Here is a 15,238-nt window from a genome sequence, read left to right as displayed (position 1 = left end):
AGACTGCGGGCTCTTTCGCAGGAAGGAAGCGCCCGCACGATGAGCGTTCGTATCGAAGACCACGCCATGCTGGGCAACTGCCACAGCGCGGCCCTGGTCGACCACCGCGGCACCATCGACTGGCTGTGTCTGCCACGCTTCGATTCCGATGCGGTGTTCGCTGCATTGCTGGGCGACGAGCAACACGGGCAGTGGGCGATGGCCCCCGCAGCCGATTACCGTAGCGAACGCGCCTATGAAGACGACAGCCTGGTGCTGTGCACGCGGTTGATCACCGACACCGGCACGGTGGAACTGATCGACTTCATGGCCGCCACCGAAAATGGCGAGCTGCACCAGCATCTGGTGCGCATCGTGCGCTGCGTGCAGGGCGAAGTGCCCATGCACATGCGGCTGACCTTTCGTTTCAACTACGGGCGCACGGTGCCGTGGGTGACCCGCATCGACGGCGGCATCCGCGCCATCGCCGGGCCCGACCAGCTCGTCCTGCGCTCGCCGCAGGAACTGCATGGCCAGGACCTGGGCACCGAAGCCGACTTCACCCTGCGCGATGGCCAGAGCACCTGGTTCGTGCTCAGCCATGGCGCCTCGCATCTGCCCACGCCGCCGCCGATCGATCCGGAACAGGCGCGGCAACGCACCACCGCGTTCTGGCACGGCTGGGCGCGCCGCTGCACCGACGTGGGGCCGTGGACCCAGCAGGTGCGCCGCTCGCTGGTGGTGCTCAAAGGCCTGAGCTATCTGCCCACCGGCGGCATCGTCGCCGCGCCCACCGCCTCGCTGCCCGAGCACCTGGGCGGTACCCGCAACTGGGATTACCGCTATTGCTGGCTGCGCGATTCGGTGTTCACGCTGATCGCCTTGTTGCAGGCCGGCTATCGCGACGAGGCCGCCTCATTCCGCGACTGGGTTCAACGCACCATCGCCGGTTCGCCGGACCAGCTGCAGGCGCTGTACGGCATCGGCGGCGAGCGCCGCTTGCAGGAGTGGGAGGCGCACTGGCTACCGGGCTATGAAAATTCCGGCCCGGTGCGCATCGGCAACGGTGCGGTGGATCAGTTCCAGCTCGATGTCTACGGCGAGCTGATCGGCGCATTCCATTACGCCCGCGAAAAAGGCGTGGCGCTGCCGTCGGACGACGACGGCTCCGCCGCCGCCTTGCTGGAAAACATCCTCGACACGCTCGAAGACCTGTGGCGTCAGCCGGACGAAGGCATCTGGGAAATCCGCGACGAGCGCCGCCACTTCGTGCATTCCAAGGTGATGGCGTGGCTGGCCTTCGATTGCGGCACGCGCGACGGCATCACCAACGCCGATGCCGACAAGCGCGCGCGTTGGGGCCGGATCGCCGAGGAAATCCGTGCCGAGGTGCTGGACAAGGGCGTGCACCCGGATGGCCACTTCGTGCAGAGCTACGGCTCCGAGCGCCTGGATGCCGCATTGCTGCTGATCCCGATCGTGGGTTTCCTGCCGCCGGACGATCCGCGCATTGTCGCCACCGCCGACGCGATCGCACGCGAGCTGACCATCGATGGCCTGGTCGAACGCTATCGCGCCGACGATAGCGCCGACGGCCTGCCGACCGGCGAGGGCACTTTCCTGGCCTGCAGTTTCTGGCTGGTGGAGAACTACGCCTTGATCGGTCGCACCGATGAGGCGCGCGTGCTGCTCGAACGGCTGCTGGCGCTCTGCAACGACGTGGGCCTGCTTGCAGAAGAGTACGACCCACGTGCAAAACGCATGCTTGGCAACTTCCCCCAAGGGTATTCCCACGTGGCCCTGGTCAATGCGGCATTGCGCCTGCATGGACGCATGGGCGAAAAGGAAACGCATCCATGAATGAGCAACAGACCACCCCGCCCTGCATCATCGTGGTGTTCGGCGCGCGCGGCGACCTGACCCGGCGGCTGGTGATGCCGGCGCTGTACAACCTGCGCCGTTCCGGTGCGCTGGGTGATGACTTCGCCATCGTCGGCATGGACCACGGCGACATCAGCGAGCGCGCCTGGCGCACCAACATGGGCAAGGCGATGACGCAGCTGCTCAGCAGCCGCGATGCCGAATTTCAGGCCGATTCCTTCGATACCGCCACCTGGGAGTGGTTGCGCGAACGCATGCATTACGTGCGTGGCGACTTCACCGACCAGGGCGCCTACCAGGCGCTGGGCGGCGTGCTGGACAAGCTGCACAAGCGCTACGGCACCCAGGGCAATGTGCTGTTCTACCTGGCCACCGCCGCGCGCTTCTTCGAGCCGGTCCTGCTCAACCTGGGCGAGGCCGGTCTGGTCGAGCAGCGCGAGGGAGAGGGCTGGCGCCGCGTCATCGTGGAAAAACCCTTCGGCCACGATCTGCCCAGCGCCATCGCGCTCAACGCCACCGTGGCCAAGGTGCTGCACGAGGACCAGGTGTTCCGCATCGACCATTTCCTGGGCAAGGAAACCGTGCAGAACATCCTGGCATTCCGCTTCGCCAATGGCCTGTTCGAGCCGGTATGGAACCGCGACCGCATCGATCATGTGCAGATCACCGCCGCTGAAACCATCGGCGTGGAAGGGCGCGGGCGCTTCTACGATCCCACCGGCTGTCTGCGCGACATGGTGCCCAACCACCTGTTCCAGCTGCTGGCGATGATTGCGATGGAACCGCCGGCCGCCTTCACCACCGAGGCGATGCACCGACGCCGCGCCGAAGTGATCGAGGCGGTGCGCCCGATCAGGCCGGAAGACGTGGTGCGCGGCCAGTACGCATCCGGCGCGGTCAATCGCAGCGCCGTACCCGGCTACCGCGAAGAAGACACCGTGCCCGAGGATTCGGACACCGAAACCTATGTGGCGATGAAGCTGCAGGTCGACACCTGGCGCTGGGCCGGCGTGCCGTTTTATCTGCGCACCGGCAAGCGCCTGCGCGAGCGCACCACCGAGATCGCGATCCGCTTCAAGCCCGCGCCGCTGGCACCGTTCCGCAGCACCGAAGTGGGCGGTTACGGCCCCGACTGGCTGGTGCTGCACATCCAGCCGGATGAGGGCATCTCGCTGCTGTTCGACGTCAAGCGCCCCGGCGCGCAGGTCGCATTGGCGCCGGTGCGCATGGACTTCCGCTACCGCGACTGGTTTCCCAAGGAATACACCGTGGGCTACGAGCGCCTGCTGCAGGACTGCATGAACGGCGAGGCCGGCCTGTTCCAGGATGCGGCGATGGTGGAAGGCGCCTGGCGCATCGTGCAGCCGATCCTGGATGCCTGGAAACAACCGGCCAGCGACTTCCCCAACTACGCCGCCGGCAGCGCCGGCCCCTCGGCCGCCGATGCCTTGCTGGCCATGAACGGCGGACATGCCTGGCGCGCGTTGACTCCGGGCCGCAAGCCACCGCCACGCCGTGCGCCGGAAGCGCGCAGCAGCGTCACGACGCCGATCAAGAAAGCCACCGACAAATCTGCCACGAAGGCCACCAAGGCGCCGGCCAGGACGATCACCAAGGCGACAGCCGAAAAAATCACCAAGGCGCCAGCCAAACGCGCATCTGCGGCTTCAGCAAGACCATCGCAGGATGCTGCTACATCGCCCGGCAGCGCGGCCAAGAAAGCCGTGGGCAAACGCGCAACCGGCAAGGTCGCAAAGACCGCTGGCAAAACCGCGGCACGTACACCACGCCGCTGACGGATGCGAGCGGCAGGCAGCCACCGCAGCTCCACGGAGGAGCGTGCCTGCGCGCGACGGGCTTTGCCGGTAACGCCCGGTCGCGCGCAGGCACGCTCCTACGAAAGAGCTCAGTGATTCTGTGTGGTTGATGCGGGTTCGCCGTCCACATCCGCCTTGACGTCGGCTTCGAACAGGTTCATCAGGTCGGCGCGTGCGTCGCGCGAGGTCTGGATCACCTTGGCTTCGTCGTCGTAGACCAGGTGCTGGCGGCGGAGCAGGTCTTCGTCGTGCTGGCGGAAGCGTTTGACGTGCTCGCGTGCGTCCGCTTCGCCAAGTCCCAGCGAGGTCAATACCCGCCCGCTCAGTTCCAGGCTGGAGGCAAAGACCTCGCGGAACGGTTCTGCACCGAGGTCCATCAGCTTCCAGGCGTGCTGGCGGTTGCGCGCGCGCGCCAGCACGGTGGCCTGCGGGTACAGGCGGCGGATCAGCCGCACGGTCTTGATGTTGGTGTCCGGGTCGTCCACCGCGATCACGAACACCTTGATGCGGTCGGCACCGGCAGCGCGCAGCAGTTCCGGGCGGGTGGGATCGCCGTAATACAGCTGGCTGCCGAAGCGGCGCAGGTCCTCGACGGTGTCGGGGTTGTGTTCCAGCGCCACGAACGGCACGTGGCGCGCCGTGAGCAGGCGCGCAACCACCTGGCCGAAGCGGCCCATGCCGGCGACCAGCACCTTGGGTGTCTGCGTATCGATGGTGTCGAACGGGCGTTCGGACTTGGGTTCGCGCAAGCGCAGTGGTCCGTTGAGGATGCGTTGCATGCCAAGCAGCAACAGCGGCGTCAGTGCCATCGAGACACCGACAATGGCCACCAGACGGTCGTGATTGGCAGCTTCCAGCAGGCCGACGCGGTCGGCCTCGTTGAACACCACGAACGCGAACTCGCCGCCCAGCCACAGCACGCTGCCCAGCATCAGGCTGCTGCGTAGCGGCAGCTTGGCCACGCTGCCGATGCCGACCAGCAGCGAGAACTTCACCACCAGCAGGATCGCCACGCCAGCGGCGATCACTCCCGGCTCGGCGACGACGCGATTGAGGTCGATGCCCATGCCCACCGAGATGAAGAACAGGCCCAGCAGCAGGCCTTCGAACGGCTCGATCTGCGATTCCAGCTCGTGGCGGAATTCCGAATCGGCCAGCAACACGCCGGCGATGAAGGCGCCAAGGCTGGCGCTCAGGCCAGCCTCCTGCATGATCCACGCAGCGCCCAGCACCACCAGCAGCGCGCTGGCAGTGAACACCTCGGGCATGCGCGTGCGCGCCACCACGTTGAACAGATGGCGCAGCACGAAGCGCCCGCACAGGATCACCAGTGCCAGGGCGGCGACTGCCTTGGCCACATCCGGCCAGGCCAGGGTGGCATTCTTGCTGCCGCCCAGCAGCGGAATGGCCGCCAGCAGCGGAATGGCGATCAGGTCCTGGAACAGCAGGATGGCGAAGGCCAGCCGGCCGTAGTCACTGTTCAGTGCCTTGCGCTCGGCCAGCAACTGCAGGCCCACCGCGGTGGACGACAACGCCAGTGCCACGCCGACGATCAGTGCGCTCTTCCAGCCGAGTTGGCCCAGCATCAACAGGCCACCCAGAATCACCGCGGTCACCAGCACCTGGCTGGCACCGGCACCGAACACCGAATGGCGCATTACCTTGAGCCTGGCTGGCGACAATTCCAGGCCGATCACGAACAGCAGCATCACCACACCGATCTCGGCTGCACCGCTGATGCGTTCGGCATCCTGCACCACGCCCACGCCGTCGGGCCCGAGCACCACGCCGGCGACCAGATAGGCCAGCACCGCGCCCAGGCCGAAGCGTTTGAACACCGGCACGGCCACGATCGCCGCCAGCATCAGGACCAAGGCCACTTCGAGGCCGCCGCTATGCATGTCGCACTCTCCGTTGAGGCGCGCATTATGCCGCGCGAGGCGGCCGGCCGGCTTGCACGCTGTGCCGGCGCCGCGCGGCATACGACGCGCCCGGTGTGCAAGGTCAACGCGTTGCGGCGGCAGGCAGTGGCCAGCGCTTGTCGGTGGCAACCGCGAGGGTCTGCCGGCGTCGCGCTAGACGCGCCGCGCCTGGGCCGGGCTCACCGGCGCTTGAGCAGGAAGCGACGGTCCAGTGGCTGCAGCGGACGCGCGTCGAACCGATACATCCGCTCGAATGCGTTGATCTGTTCCCTGGACACCTGCACCGGTTGACTCAGTACCACCCAGTCCACCGTTTCGCTGCATGGCGGGGTGGTCAGCGAGCCCTGGTAGCGATAGAAACTGCGTGGGTTGCCGGGTGGTAGAAAATCGCTGGCACGCACGGAGGCGTCGGCCACCTTCCGGGTCTGATCTTTGTCGCTTGGCATCGCATCGAGCACGCGCTGGAAGGCCGGATTGGGCTTGCCGTCATACGCGCACTGCAGCGGGCCGCACGTGAGGCATTGACCAAGCCAGCTCAGGCGCGCAGACTGCGCCGCGCCGCCGCCCGGATCACCGGTCGGTGCGCACCTTTCGGAGCCTTATCCATGTCCAGCGACAGTCACCCTAGACCCGGGTCGATGACCTGGTTGGCGCGCGCCTGAGGTTTTGGGTTCGCCGGCTGTCATCGACGACGGTCGTCACCAGGCGAACCACCATGTACGACGAAACCCTGCGCCTTGCCCAAGGCGTCGATGCACTGACCGCACCCCTGGCCGAGCTCAACACGGCCGATGCGGTGGAATATCTCAACACCCTCGACCGCACGGACGCAGCGCAGGTGCTGGCCGCGTTGCCGCCGCCGCGTGCGGTGAAGCTGCTGGAACAACCCGAGCTGCGCGATGCCAGTGCGCTGGTGGCCTTGCTGCCGGCCGAGCAGGCCGCGTCCCTGCTCGGGCAGATGGCCGACGACCGTGCCACCGACATCTTCCACGGCCTGGATACCGAGCAGCGCCAGCCGCTGCTGTGGCTGCTCAGCGCCGAGGCGCGGCTGTCGATCCAGGCCTTGATGCGCTACCCGCCCAATACCGCCGGCGCGCTGATGACTACCGAGTTCGTGGCGGTGCCGGCCGACTGGACGGTGGGCCGCACCCTGCAGCACATCCGCGAAGTGGAGCGCAGCCGCGAGACCGTGTACGCGATCTATCTGCTCGACCCGCACAGCCGCGTGCTCACTCAGGTGGTCACCATGCGGCGGCTGATCACCGGCGCGCCGGAGGCACCGATCCTGGAGGTGGCGCAAGTCAATCCGCCGGTCACCGTGGACCCGGCGCTGGATCAGGAAGAAGTGGCGCGGCTGATCCGTCGCCACGACCTGCTCGCCATTCCGGTGGTGGATGCGCGCGGCCACGTGCTCGGCATCGTCACCGTGGACGACGTGCTGGATGCATTGACCGCCGAATCCACCGAAGACGTGCACAAGTTCGGCGGCATGGAAGCGCTGGACAAGCCGTACATGCAGATTGGCTTCGGCCAGATGATCAAGAAGCGCGCCGGCTGGTTGAGCGTGCTGTTCCTGGGCGAGATGCTCACCGCCAGCGCGATGCAGCACTTCGAGGACGAGCTGTCCAAGGCGGTGGTGCTGACCCTGTTCATTCCGTTGATCATGAGCTCGGGCGGCAACTCCGGCTCGCAGGCCACCTCGCTGCTGATCCGCTCGCTGGCGCTGCGCGAGATCCGTCTGGGCGACTGGTGGAAAGTGGCGTTGCGCGAACTGCCGACCGGCCTGACCCTGGGCGCGATCCTGGGCGTGCTGGCGATCATGCGCATCACCATCTGGCAGACCGCCGGCCTTTACGACTACGGCCCGCACTGGCAGATGGTGGCGCTGACCATCGGTGCGGCGCTGATCGGCATCGTCACCTTCGGCTCGCTGTCCGGCTCGATGCTGCCGTTCGTGTTGCAACGCTTCGGGTTCGACCCGGCCAGCGCCTCTGCGCCATTCGTGGCAACGTTAGTGGATGTCACCGGGTTGGTGATTTATTTCAGCATCGCTGCGGCGATCCTGAGCGGCACGTTGTTGTAGCGCAGCGGGTAGTGGCATGACGCGCCGCGAGCTGCGCGCGTCATGCCCTGTTGGATGGCTGCGATGTCGAGGTGGCGCATGGCGTGCGGCACCTCTTATCTGGTCATCGATTCGACGGAGCTGCAGTCGGCGTATCGCTACCCGCGCAGCGCGTGCATGACCACGCTGTAGTGCCTGGCCCATCCTTGCATCGCATGCACGACAGTCCGTGCCGCGATACGCAGCGGTGACTGCGCCTCAGAACGTCACGTACAGCGTGGCGCGCAGATTGCGCCCCGGTTCGCTGTAGCGGCCGATGCCGTCGTCGGTGGCATAGCCGTACAGATAGAAATCGCCGCGGGTGACATTGCGGATGCGCGCCCATTGCCAATAGCGTTCGTCGAACAGGTTGTACACGCCGAGATTGACGCGCACGTTGGCGTTGAAGCGGTAGCTGCCGAACAGGTCGACCACGCTGTAGGCGTCGCTGAGGAACGGCTCGGCCGGGACGCCGAAGATATCGTTCTCCACGGTGACCTCCTTGGCTTTCTTGGCCAGTGCATGGGTGATGTTGGCGCTCACACGCAGGCGCTCATCCAGCCCCTGCCAGCTCAGGCCCAGCACGCCGCGATCGGGATTGATGCTGTCCAGCGGACGGCCGTCTTCCAGCTCGCCCTGGTTGTGCGTCCATGCCGCGCGCAGCAGCCAGGCATCGCCGAGCCTGAACTGCGCCTCCAGTTCGACGCCCTTGACCTCCACCTGGCCGACATTGAGCAGCGTGGTGTAGGCGTAGCCATTGCGCGCGGTGCACACGCCGCGGGTACAGGTCTGGTAACGCGTGCCGGCGTTGGCGGTGACGGTTTCGCTCTGGATGAAGTCGTCGTAGCGGTCGCGGAACACCGATAGGCCCACGCGTGCCCAGTCGCTCTCCCAGCGCCAGCCCAGTTCCAGGTTGAGGCTGCGCTCTGCCTGGAGCGCGGGATTGGCGGCCACGGTCGGCACGTTGACGGTAGTGCCGGTGGCGACCTCGGTGAGCGCGGTGATGCTGGTCGGGGCGTACATCTCGGCGGTGGTCGGCGCACGGAAGCCGCGCCCGGCCTGGAACCACAGCGTCTGCTGCGGGGTGAAGGCGTAGCTGATGCCGGCCTGCCAGGTCGGTGCGGCGAAGGTCACCTCGCGCACTGTGCCAGTGACATCGACGAAGGTGGACGACAGCGTCGGCGTGTAGCGGTAGTGGTCGTAGCGTGCGCCCAGGGTGAGCTGCAGGCGGTCGTCGCGCAGGCCGATGCGGTCGCGCAGGTACACGCTCCAGGTGTCGGCATCGGTCTTGGGCACCTGCGCCGGGTCGACGGTGGCGGTGTCCAGCGCGCCGGCGTTGTTCCAGCGGTAGTCGATCGCGCTGAAGTCGATGCTGCGGCGCTGCCAGGCCGCCCCGTACAACAGCGCTTGCGACCAGCCGCTGTCGTGCAGCTGCTTGTCGAAGTCGACCGCGAGGCGGTCCAGGGTCTGCTCGGTGTCGCGGTCCTCGGCCCGGCGGCACGGCAGCGCCACCGTGCAGCGCGTGGTGGCGGCGGTGGCCGGCGTGCTCGAGCTGCCGCTCTGGGTGAGGATCCGGGTGGTGCCGCGGCTGTCGGTCTGCTGACGGTCGAGCTGCGCCTGCAGGGTGTCGAACAGGGCGTTGTCGGCCTTCCAGAGGTAGCGCAGGCCGTAGCGGTCACGGTCGTTGCTGTCTTCGCCGATGCGCTCGGCGTAGCTGGGCGCGCTGACGCGGCTGAGGTTGTCGACCCGGTTCTGCGAGCGGTTGCGTTCGTACACCACGCCGACGCGGTGTTGTGCGTTCGGCACCACGTCGAGCTTGACCAGTATGTTGTCGCTCTGGCTGTCGACCGGGTCGGGCGTGCGCCGCGCGCTGCCGGTGTCGATGTCGGTGCTGGAATACCAGCCCTCGGATTCGTGGCCCTCGCGGCGGGTGTAGCTCAGCATCGATTCAACGATGCCGCTGCGGTTGGCGACGGTGAGGTTGCCGAGCAATTGGTCGTTATGCCCGGTGTAGCCGGTCTTCAAGCCGACATAGCTGTCGTTGCCCTGCGCCTTGAGGTAGTCGTAGGGGTCCTTGGTGGTGAACACCACCGCGCCACCGAGCGCGCCGCTGCCGGCGCTGATGGAGTCGGCGCCCTTGACGATATCCACGCGCTTGAGCGAATCCACATCCACGCCGCCGCGGCCGGCGCGGAAGAACTCGTAGTCGCGCGCGGTCTCCACGCCCTCGGCCATCGACAGGCCATCGATGGTCATCGCCACCCGGTCGCCTTCCAGGCCACGGATGTTGAAGCCGTTCTCGCCGAAGCGGCCCATGTCGGCGATGCTCACGCCGGGGATGTAGCGCATCAGGTCTTCCATGCTCTAGGCCTGTTCCTGCTGCAGCTGCGCGGTGTCGAGGGTGGTGACGTTCTGGTTGCTGGAGGCGCGCTTGTCGCGCGCGGCCTTCACCTCGACCGGGTCGAAGGTGGTGGCGTCGGCAGATGCCTGTTCGGCATGCAGCGGGAAGGCCAGGCCGGCAGCGATCGCCAGGGCCAGCAGGGTCGGTGTCGAGGTCATCGTCGGTTCCACAGTCAGGAAAGGAATGGGCGCGCAAAGGCGCGAACCTGGCTGCGGGCGGCACGGGGCGGTCGCGTGGCTGGGTGGGGCCCGCCAGTGGCGGGCCATGTGGCGCGGATGGCGCGGGCCTCAAGGCCCGCGTCAGCAAGTCAGTCGGCCTGGGACGGCGTGGTGGCTGGGGCTGGCGCCGTTGCAGGTGCCGGCAATGCGGCGTCGCTGGCATCGACCACGCCATCGTGATTGCGGTCGACGCGGGCAAACGTGCGCAGGCCCGAGGCCTGGTACTCGGCGAAGCTCATGCGCGTGTCCTTGTCGGTGTCGAGCACGTTGAAGCGCACGTGCACCTGGCGGTCGTCGGCCTGCTCGAGTGCGGTGATGCGACGGTTGAGCCGGTCCTCGAACTCGACGCGGTACTCCTGCGTCGACAGCGCGCCGCTGCGGTCGTCATCGGCACGCGCGAACTGCGCCGCGCGCAGGTCCGTGTATTCGGTGCGGCCCACCTTGCCGTCGCCGTTTTCGTCGTACAGCGCAAGAAAGCCGTCGGCCGACTGGCTGTCGGGCATGCCCGGGCGGCCACCGTCGCGATCGAACGTCAGCGTGCTGTCGACGCCTGCCGTCTTGGTTGCCGCCGCCAGTGCCGCCTGTCCACGCGCCCAGTCCTGCGCGCCGGCCGCGTCGAATTCGGCGCGCGACACCTGCTGGTCGCCATCGAGATCGAGTGCGCTAAAGCGCGCGCTGCTGCGTGCTGCCTGCGCGCTGCGTTCCTGTTGCAGCGCCTGTCGCCGACGTGCAATGAATTCGTTGACGTATTCGTCTTCATCGACCGTGCCGTCGTGATTGCGGTCGGTGGCATCGAAGCGGCTGCGGCGGAAGGCAGCGAAGTCGGCGGCAGTGATGCGGCCGTCGCGGTTGTCGTCGTGCTGGGTGATGAAGGCCTGCACGTTGTTGCCGTGACCGCCGAGCAGCGGACGCGGGTCGGATTGGGCGGTAGCGACGGCAGGAAGCAGCAGCGCGCATAGACACGCGCCGGCCAGGGAGCCAGTGTTCATGGATTGCCTCGTGGGGAAGAAAAAGTGCCGGGCCGTGGCGTCGGTGCGACAGGCAGAGCGCTGCCTGTAGACGGCTAGCTGTGCCAGGCAGATGCGTCCGCACCGGTGTGTGGACGCCGCAAAACACGCAACCGCCGCAGCGGTTGCGTAGCGCTACTGCTCCAGCACCTGGAAGGTGAGCGTGGTGCTGTTGCTGTACTCGCGCACCGGGGCGTCGGCCGGCGCCGGGGTGCGGTGGCGGGTCAATGCCAGCCAGGTGCCGGCCTGATCCAATTTCAAGATTGCGCGGCCGGCGTCGTCGGTGGTCACGCTGAGCACGGTCGCCTTGCGGTCGGAGGTCCATACCGCCTCGCTGATGTCCACGGTCTGCTTGACCAGCGGCACGCCGTCGTACTGCACCGTGAAAGCGAACGTCTCGCCCACAAACAGATCGTTGGGGTGGGTGACCGGGATCAGTTCCAGGCCACGATTACGCGGCGACAATGCACTGCGATCGGGCTTGCCGACGCTCACATAGGTTTCGGCCAGGGTGCGCGACTGGAAGCTGGCGATCAGCGTGGCGCCCTTGGGCATGGGCACCTTCGGGTCGCGCACGGTCTCGCGCTTGCCGTCCAGTTCCCAGGTGCGGAACTGCGCGCCGACGCGCAGGCCGCTGCTGAACCGATAGGTGCCGGGTTGCTTGCCCAGGGTGTGTTCGACGACGGTGCGGGTGTCGAGCACCTGCACACGCAGTGGTGCGATGTCGCTGCCATCGGGTCCGGTGATGCTGAAGCGGCTCTGGTCGAAGGCCGCTTCCGGGACGAAGAACGTCTCGGCGAACGCTGCATCCAGGGTCACTGTCTGACCGGGCTGGGGAGCGAAGGTGTTCGGTGCCAGATAAGGCGTATGCGCGGAAGCGGAGGCGGCAAGCAGCAATGCCGACAGCGTCAGAAATTTCATGGGGGGCCCTGTTCCGAATGGGTCGCTGGCGAAACGGGCGCGTGACGGCGCACTAGCTGGCTGACCACGCGATATTAACGAAAATGCGAATCGTTCACAACAAAAGCAGGTGCCATGTTGCGCCGTCGCCGCCGCATGGGCAATGACGGCAGCTTGGGCCGACGTGTACCGTAGTGCGATGGCATTCGCGTCCCCGGTCCGATGAGTACGTACCACCTGCAGCAGGTCTTTCGTCCCAGCACCGTGGCGGTGGTGGGCGGCAGCCCGCGTGATCGCTCGGCCGGGCGGGCGGTGGTGCGCAACCTGCGCGCCGCCGGATTCCCGGGGCAGGTCGGCTGGGTGAGCCCGCGTTACAGCGAGATCGATGGCGTGCGTACGGTGGCGCGGCTGACCGATCTGCCGTGGGTGCCCGACCTGGTGGTGATCACCGCGCCGGCGCGCATCGTGCCGCGCATCGTGTCGATTGCCGCGCGGCGCGGGGTGGCCGCGGCGATCATTCTGACGGCCGGTCTGGGCAGCGGCCCCGGCTCGCCGGCCGCACGCATGGAAGCGGCCGCGCGCGCCAAAGGCATGCGCATCCTCGGCCCGCACTGCCTGGGCGTGATCGCCCCGCATGCGCGGCTCAATGCCAGCATCGCCGCGCATTGTCCGCAGGCCGGCGATCTGGCGTTGATTTCCGAATCCAGCGCCATTGCCGCTGCGCTGGTGGAGTGGGGCGTGGCGCGCTCGGTCGGGTTTTCGGCGGTGGTGTCGCTGGGCGATACGCTGGATGTGGATTTCGGCGATCTGCTCGACTACTTCGCCACCGACTACCGTACCCGCGCGATCCTGCTGTACGTCGAACGCATCGGCGACGCGCGCAAGTTCATGTCGGCTGCACGTGCCGCCGCGCGTGCCAAACCGGTGGTGGTGGTCAAATCGGGGCGCCAGTTCCGCATCAATCCCAATGCCGACACCCACGCGCAGGCGCTGGCCGGCTCGGATGCGGTGTATGGCGCGGCGTTCGCGCGTGCCGGGTTGCTGCGGGTGGGCGCGCTGGACGAACTGTTCGCCGCCGCCGAAACCCTGGGCCGGCTCGGCAGTTTCCCCGGCCGGCGGCTGGCCATCCTCAGCAATGGCGGCGGGGTGGGGCAGCTGGCGGTGGACCAGCTGGTGCTGCGCGGCGGCACCCTGGCCGAGTTGTCGGCCAAGACGCTGGAAACACTGGATCAGTCGCTGCCCGAAGGCTGGTCGCGCAGCAACCCGGTCGACATCATTGTCGACGCCGACGGCGCGCGCTATGCCGCAGCGATCGAAGCGTTGCTCGACGATCCGGAAAACGACGCGCTGCTGGTGGTCAACGTGCCGACCGCGTTCACCTCGTCGGCCGATGCGGCCAAGGCGCTGACCCGCGCGCTGGAGCAACGCAACCGCTATCAGCGCGAAAAACCGGTGTTTGCGGTGTGGCTGGGCCAGGACGACGCGGCAATCGCCGCGCTCAATGCCGCGCGCGTGCCCACCTACGCCACCGAATCGGACGCGGTGCGCGGCTTCACCCACCTGGTGCGCTACCGCGAAGCGCAGGCGGCGCTGATGGAAACCCCGCCCAGCCTGCCGGAAGACTTCGTGGTGGATGCCGGCATCGCGCGGACGCTGGTAGAAGAGGCGCTGGCGGCTGGCCGGCGCTGGCTGGACCCGGTCGCCACCAATCGCCTGCTGGCCGCCTACGGCATCCCGATCGTGCCGTTGCAGGTGGCCGCCACCGCCAACGAGGCCGCATTGCTGGCCGACCCGCTGCTGGCGGTCGGCCGTACGGTGACCTTGAAGGTGCTGTCCAGCGAGATTGCGCACAAGTCCGATGTGGATGGCGTGCGGTTGAATCTGTCCAGCGTCGCCGCAGTGCGCGAAGCGGCCACCGGCATCCTGGCGCGTGCGCGCGCCGCACATCCCACTGCGCTGATCGAAGGGGTGATCGTGCAGCCCACCGTGCTGCGGCCCAAGGCGCGCGAACTGATCGCCGGAATCGCCGACGACCCGGTGTTCGGCCCGGCGATCGTGTTCGGGCGCGGCGGCACCGCGGTGGAAGTGATCAACGACCGCGAGCTGGCGTTGCCGCCGCTGGATCTGCGCCTGGCCCATGAGCTGATCGGCCGTACCCGCGTCTCGCGCATCCTCAAGGCCTACCGCGACGTGCCGGCCGCCGACGAGCGCGCGGTGGCGCTGGTGCTGGTCAAGTTGGCGCAGCTGGCCGCCGACATCCCCGAAATCACCGAGCTGGACATCAACCCGCTGCTGGCCGACCGCGACGGCGTGATCGCGCTGGACGCCCGTGTGGCGGTGGCGCCGGCGCGCAAGCTGCACAAGGGTCGCGGCCACCCGCGCTTTGCGATCTTTCCCTACCCCAAGGAGTGGGAGCGCCAGATCGGCCTGGGCGATGGCACGCATGCGCTGGTGCGCCCGGTGCGCCCGGAAGACGATGCGCTGTTCCGCGCGTTCTTCGCCCGCGTCACCGACGAAGACCTGCGGCTGCGCTTCTTCCAGTCGGTCAAGCATTTCAGCCACGAATTCATCGCCCGCCTGACCCAGCTCGATTACGCGCGCTCGATCGCGCTGGTGGCCATCGACCCCAGGACCGGCGACATGCTCGGCGCGGTGCGCCTGCATGCCGACGCCGATTACGAGCGCGGCGAGTACGGCATCCTGATCCGCTCCGACCTCAAGGGCCACGGCATCGGCTGGCAGCTGATGCGCATCATGATCGAGTACGCGCGCTGGCTGGGCCTGAAGCAGATCGAAGGCCAGGTGCTGCGCGAGAACCGCACCATGCTGGCGATGTGCCAGAGCCTGGGCTTCGGGGTCCGCCCGGATCCGGACGATGCGAGCCTGATGGCGGTGACACTGCCTATAATGGGCGAGCCACGCCCGGCCTGACCTTGCGTCATGCCGCGGTCCCCCATCCTCCACCGCATGCCGGATCTGCCGGGCCTCGCCCTGGCCGGTTGCTTCGGCTGT

At 67.5% G+C, this 15,238-nt stretch carries 9 protein-coding genes and 1 pseudogene; 4 read left to right on the top strand and 6 right to left on the bottom strand.

Features of this window, described 5'->3' with window-relative positions; translation table 11 throughout:
• Positions 1-39 precede the first annotated feature (39 nt).
• Positions 40-1,839: a glycoside hydrolase family 15 protein gene (locus XCSCFBP4642_RS0122995; RefSeq protein WP_029221844.1), complete on the top strand. Its 1,800-nt coding sequence runs from the start codon at positions 40-42 to the stop codon at positions 1,837-1,839.
• A complete protein-coding gene (gene zwf / locus XCSCFBP4642_RS0122990; RefSeq protein ID WP_029221843.1) occupies positions 1,836-3,656 on the top strand; it encodes a glucose-6-phosphate dehydrogenase in 1,821 nt (606 codons plus the stop codon). Before XCSCFBP4642_RS0122995 ends, zwf begins: the two co-directional genes overlap by 4 nt.
• A 110-nt stretch (positions 3,657-3,766) precedes the next feature.
• On the opposite strand, the gene XCSCFBP4642_RS0122985 is transcribed toward zwf, so the two are convergent.
• Entirely contained in the window at positions 3,767-5,578 is a 1,812-nt protein-coding gene (locus tag XCSCFBP4642_RS0122985) for a monovalent cation:proton antiporter-2 (CPA2) family protein (RefSeq protein WP_029221842.1), read from the bottom strand.
• A gap of 200 nt (positions 5,579-5,778) precedes the next feature.
• Positions 5,779-6,084: pseudogene (locus XCSCFBP4642_RS0122980) on the bottom strand (carbonic anhydrase family protein); the annotation flags it as partial.
• 230 nt (positions 6,085-6,314) lie between these two features.
• On the opposite strand from XCSCFBP4642_RS0122980, the gene mgtE reads away from it, so the two are divergent.
• Positions 6,315-7,682: a magnesium transporter gene (gene mgtE / locus XCSCFBP4642_RS0122975; protein ID WP_029221840.1), complete on the top strand. Its 1,368-nt coding sequence runs from the start codon at positions 6,315-6,317 to the stop codon at positions 7,680-7,682.
• Between the two features lie 237 nt (positions 7,683-7,919).
• Here mgtE and XCSCFBP4642_RS25650 read toward each other — a convergent pair whose 3' ends face one another.
• The 4 genes from XCSCFBP4642_RS25650 to XCSCFBP4642_RS0122955 form a co-directional block, all read right to left on the bottom strand.
• On the bottom strand, positions 7,920-10,061 hold the full coding sequence (locus XCSCFBP4642_RS25650) for a TonB-dependent hemoglobin/transferrin/lactoferrin family receptor (protein ID WP_228325640.1): 2,142 nt from the start codon (positions 10,059-10,061) through the stop codon (positions 7,920-7,922).
• 3 nt (positions 10,062-10,064) lie between these two features.
• Entirely contained in the window at positions 10,065-10,259 is a 195-nt protein-coding gene (locus tag XCSCFBP4642_RS30295) for a hypothetical protein (protein ID WP_228325641.1), read from the bottom strand.
• A 149-nt stretch (positions 10,260-10,408) separates the two neighbouring features.
• Positions 10,409-11,308, bottom strand: coding sequence for an EF-hand domain-containing protein (locus tag XCSCFBP4642_RS0122960; protein ID WP_029221839.1), 900 nt, complete (start codon positions 11,306-11,308; stop codon positions 10,409-10,411).
• Between the two features lie 153 nt (positions 11,309-11,461).
• A complete protein-coding gene (locus XCSCFBP4642_RS0122955) occupies positions 11,462-12,247 on the bottom strand; it encodes a DUF4198 domain-containing protein (RefSeq protein WP_029221838.1) in 786 nt (261 codons plus the stop codon).
• A 201-nt stretch (positions 12,248-12,448) separates the two neighbouring features.
• Here XCSCFBP4642_RS0122955 and XCSCFBP4642_RS0122950 point away from each other — a divergent pair, with 201 nt between their 5' ends.
• Positions 12,449-15,157, top strand: coding sequence for a bifunctional acetate--CoA ligase family protein/GNAT family N-acetyltransferase (locus XCSCFBP4642_RS0122950; protein ID WP_029221837.1), 2,709 nt, complete (start codon positions 12,449-12,451; stop codon positions 15,155-15,157).
• Positions 15,158-15,238: the final 81 nt, after the last annotated feature.

It is taken from the genome of Xanthomonas cassavae CFBP 4642 (genome assembly GCF_000454545.1).
Classification (GTDB): domain Bacteria; phylum Pseudomonadota; class Gammaproteobacteria; order Xanthomonadales; family Xanthomonadaceae; genus Xanthomonas; species Xanthomonas cassavae.
The sequence above is the reverse complement of the archived record's forward strand: the minus strand, read 5'-3'. Positions and strand labels throughout refer to the sequence as shown.

Excerpts from the sequence above, each read along its gene's own strand:
- XCSCFBP4642_RS0122995 (WP_029221844.1), top strand. The coding sequence starts at position 40 with ATGAGCGTTCGTATCGAAGACCACGCCATGCTGGGCAACTGCCACAGC.
- zwf (WP_029221843.1), top strand. The coding sequence starts at position 1,836 with ATGAATGAGCAACAGACCACCCCGCCCTGCATCATCGTGGTGTTCGGC.
- XCSCFBP4642_RS0122985 (WP_029221842.1), bottom strand. The coding sequence starts at position 5,578 with ATGCATAGCGGCGGCCTCGAAGTGGCCTTGGTCCTGATGCTGGCGGCG.
- mgtE (WP_029221840.1), top strand. The coding sequence starts at position 6,315 with ATGTACGACGAAACCCTGCGCCTTGCCCAAGGCGTCGATGCACTGACC.
- XCSCFBP4642_RS25650 (WP_228325640.1), bottom strand. The coding sequence starts at position 10,061 with ATGGAAGACCTGATGCGCTACATCCCCGGCGTGAGCATCGCCGACATG.
- XCSCFBP4642_RS30295 (WP_228325641.1), bottom strand. The coding sequence starts at position 10,259 with ATGACCTCGACACCGACCCTGCTGGCCCTGGCGATCGCTGCCGGCCTG.
- XCSCFBP4642_RS0122960 (WP_029221839.1), bottom strand. The coding sequence starts at position 11,308 with ATGAACACTGGCTCCCTGGCCGGCGCGTGTCTATGCGCGCTGCTGCTT.
- XCSCFBP4642_RS0122955 (WP_029221838.1), bottom strand. The coding sequence starts at position 12,247 with ATGAAATTTCTGACGCTGTCGGCATTGCTGCTTGCCGCCTCCGCTTCC.
- XCSCFBP4642_RS0122950 (WP_029221837.1), top strand. The coding sequence starts at position 12,449 with ATGAGTACGTACCACCTGCAGCAGGTCTTTCGTCCCAGCACCGTGGCG.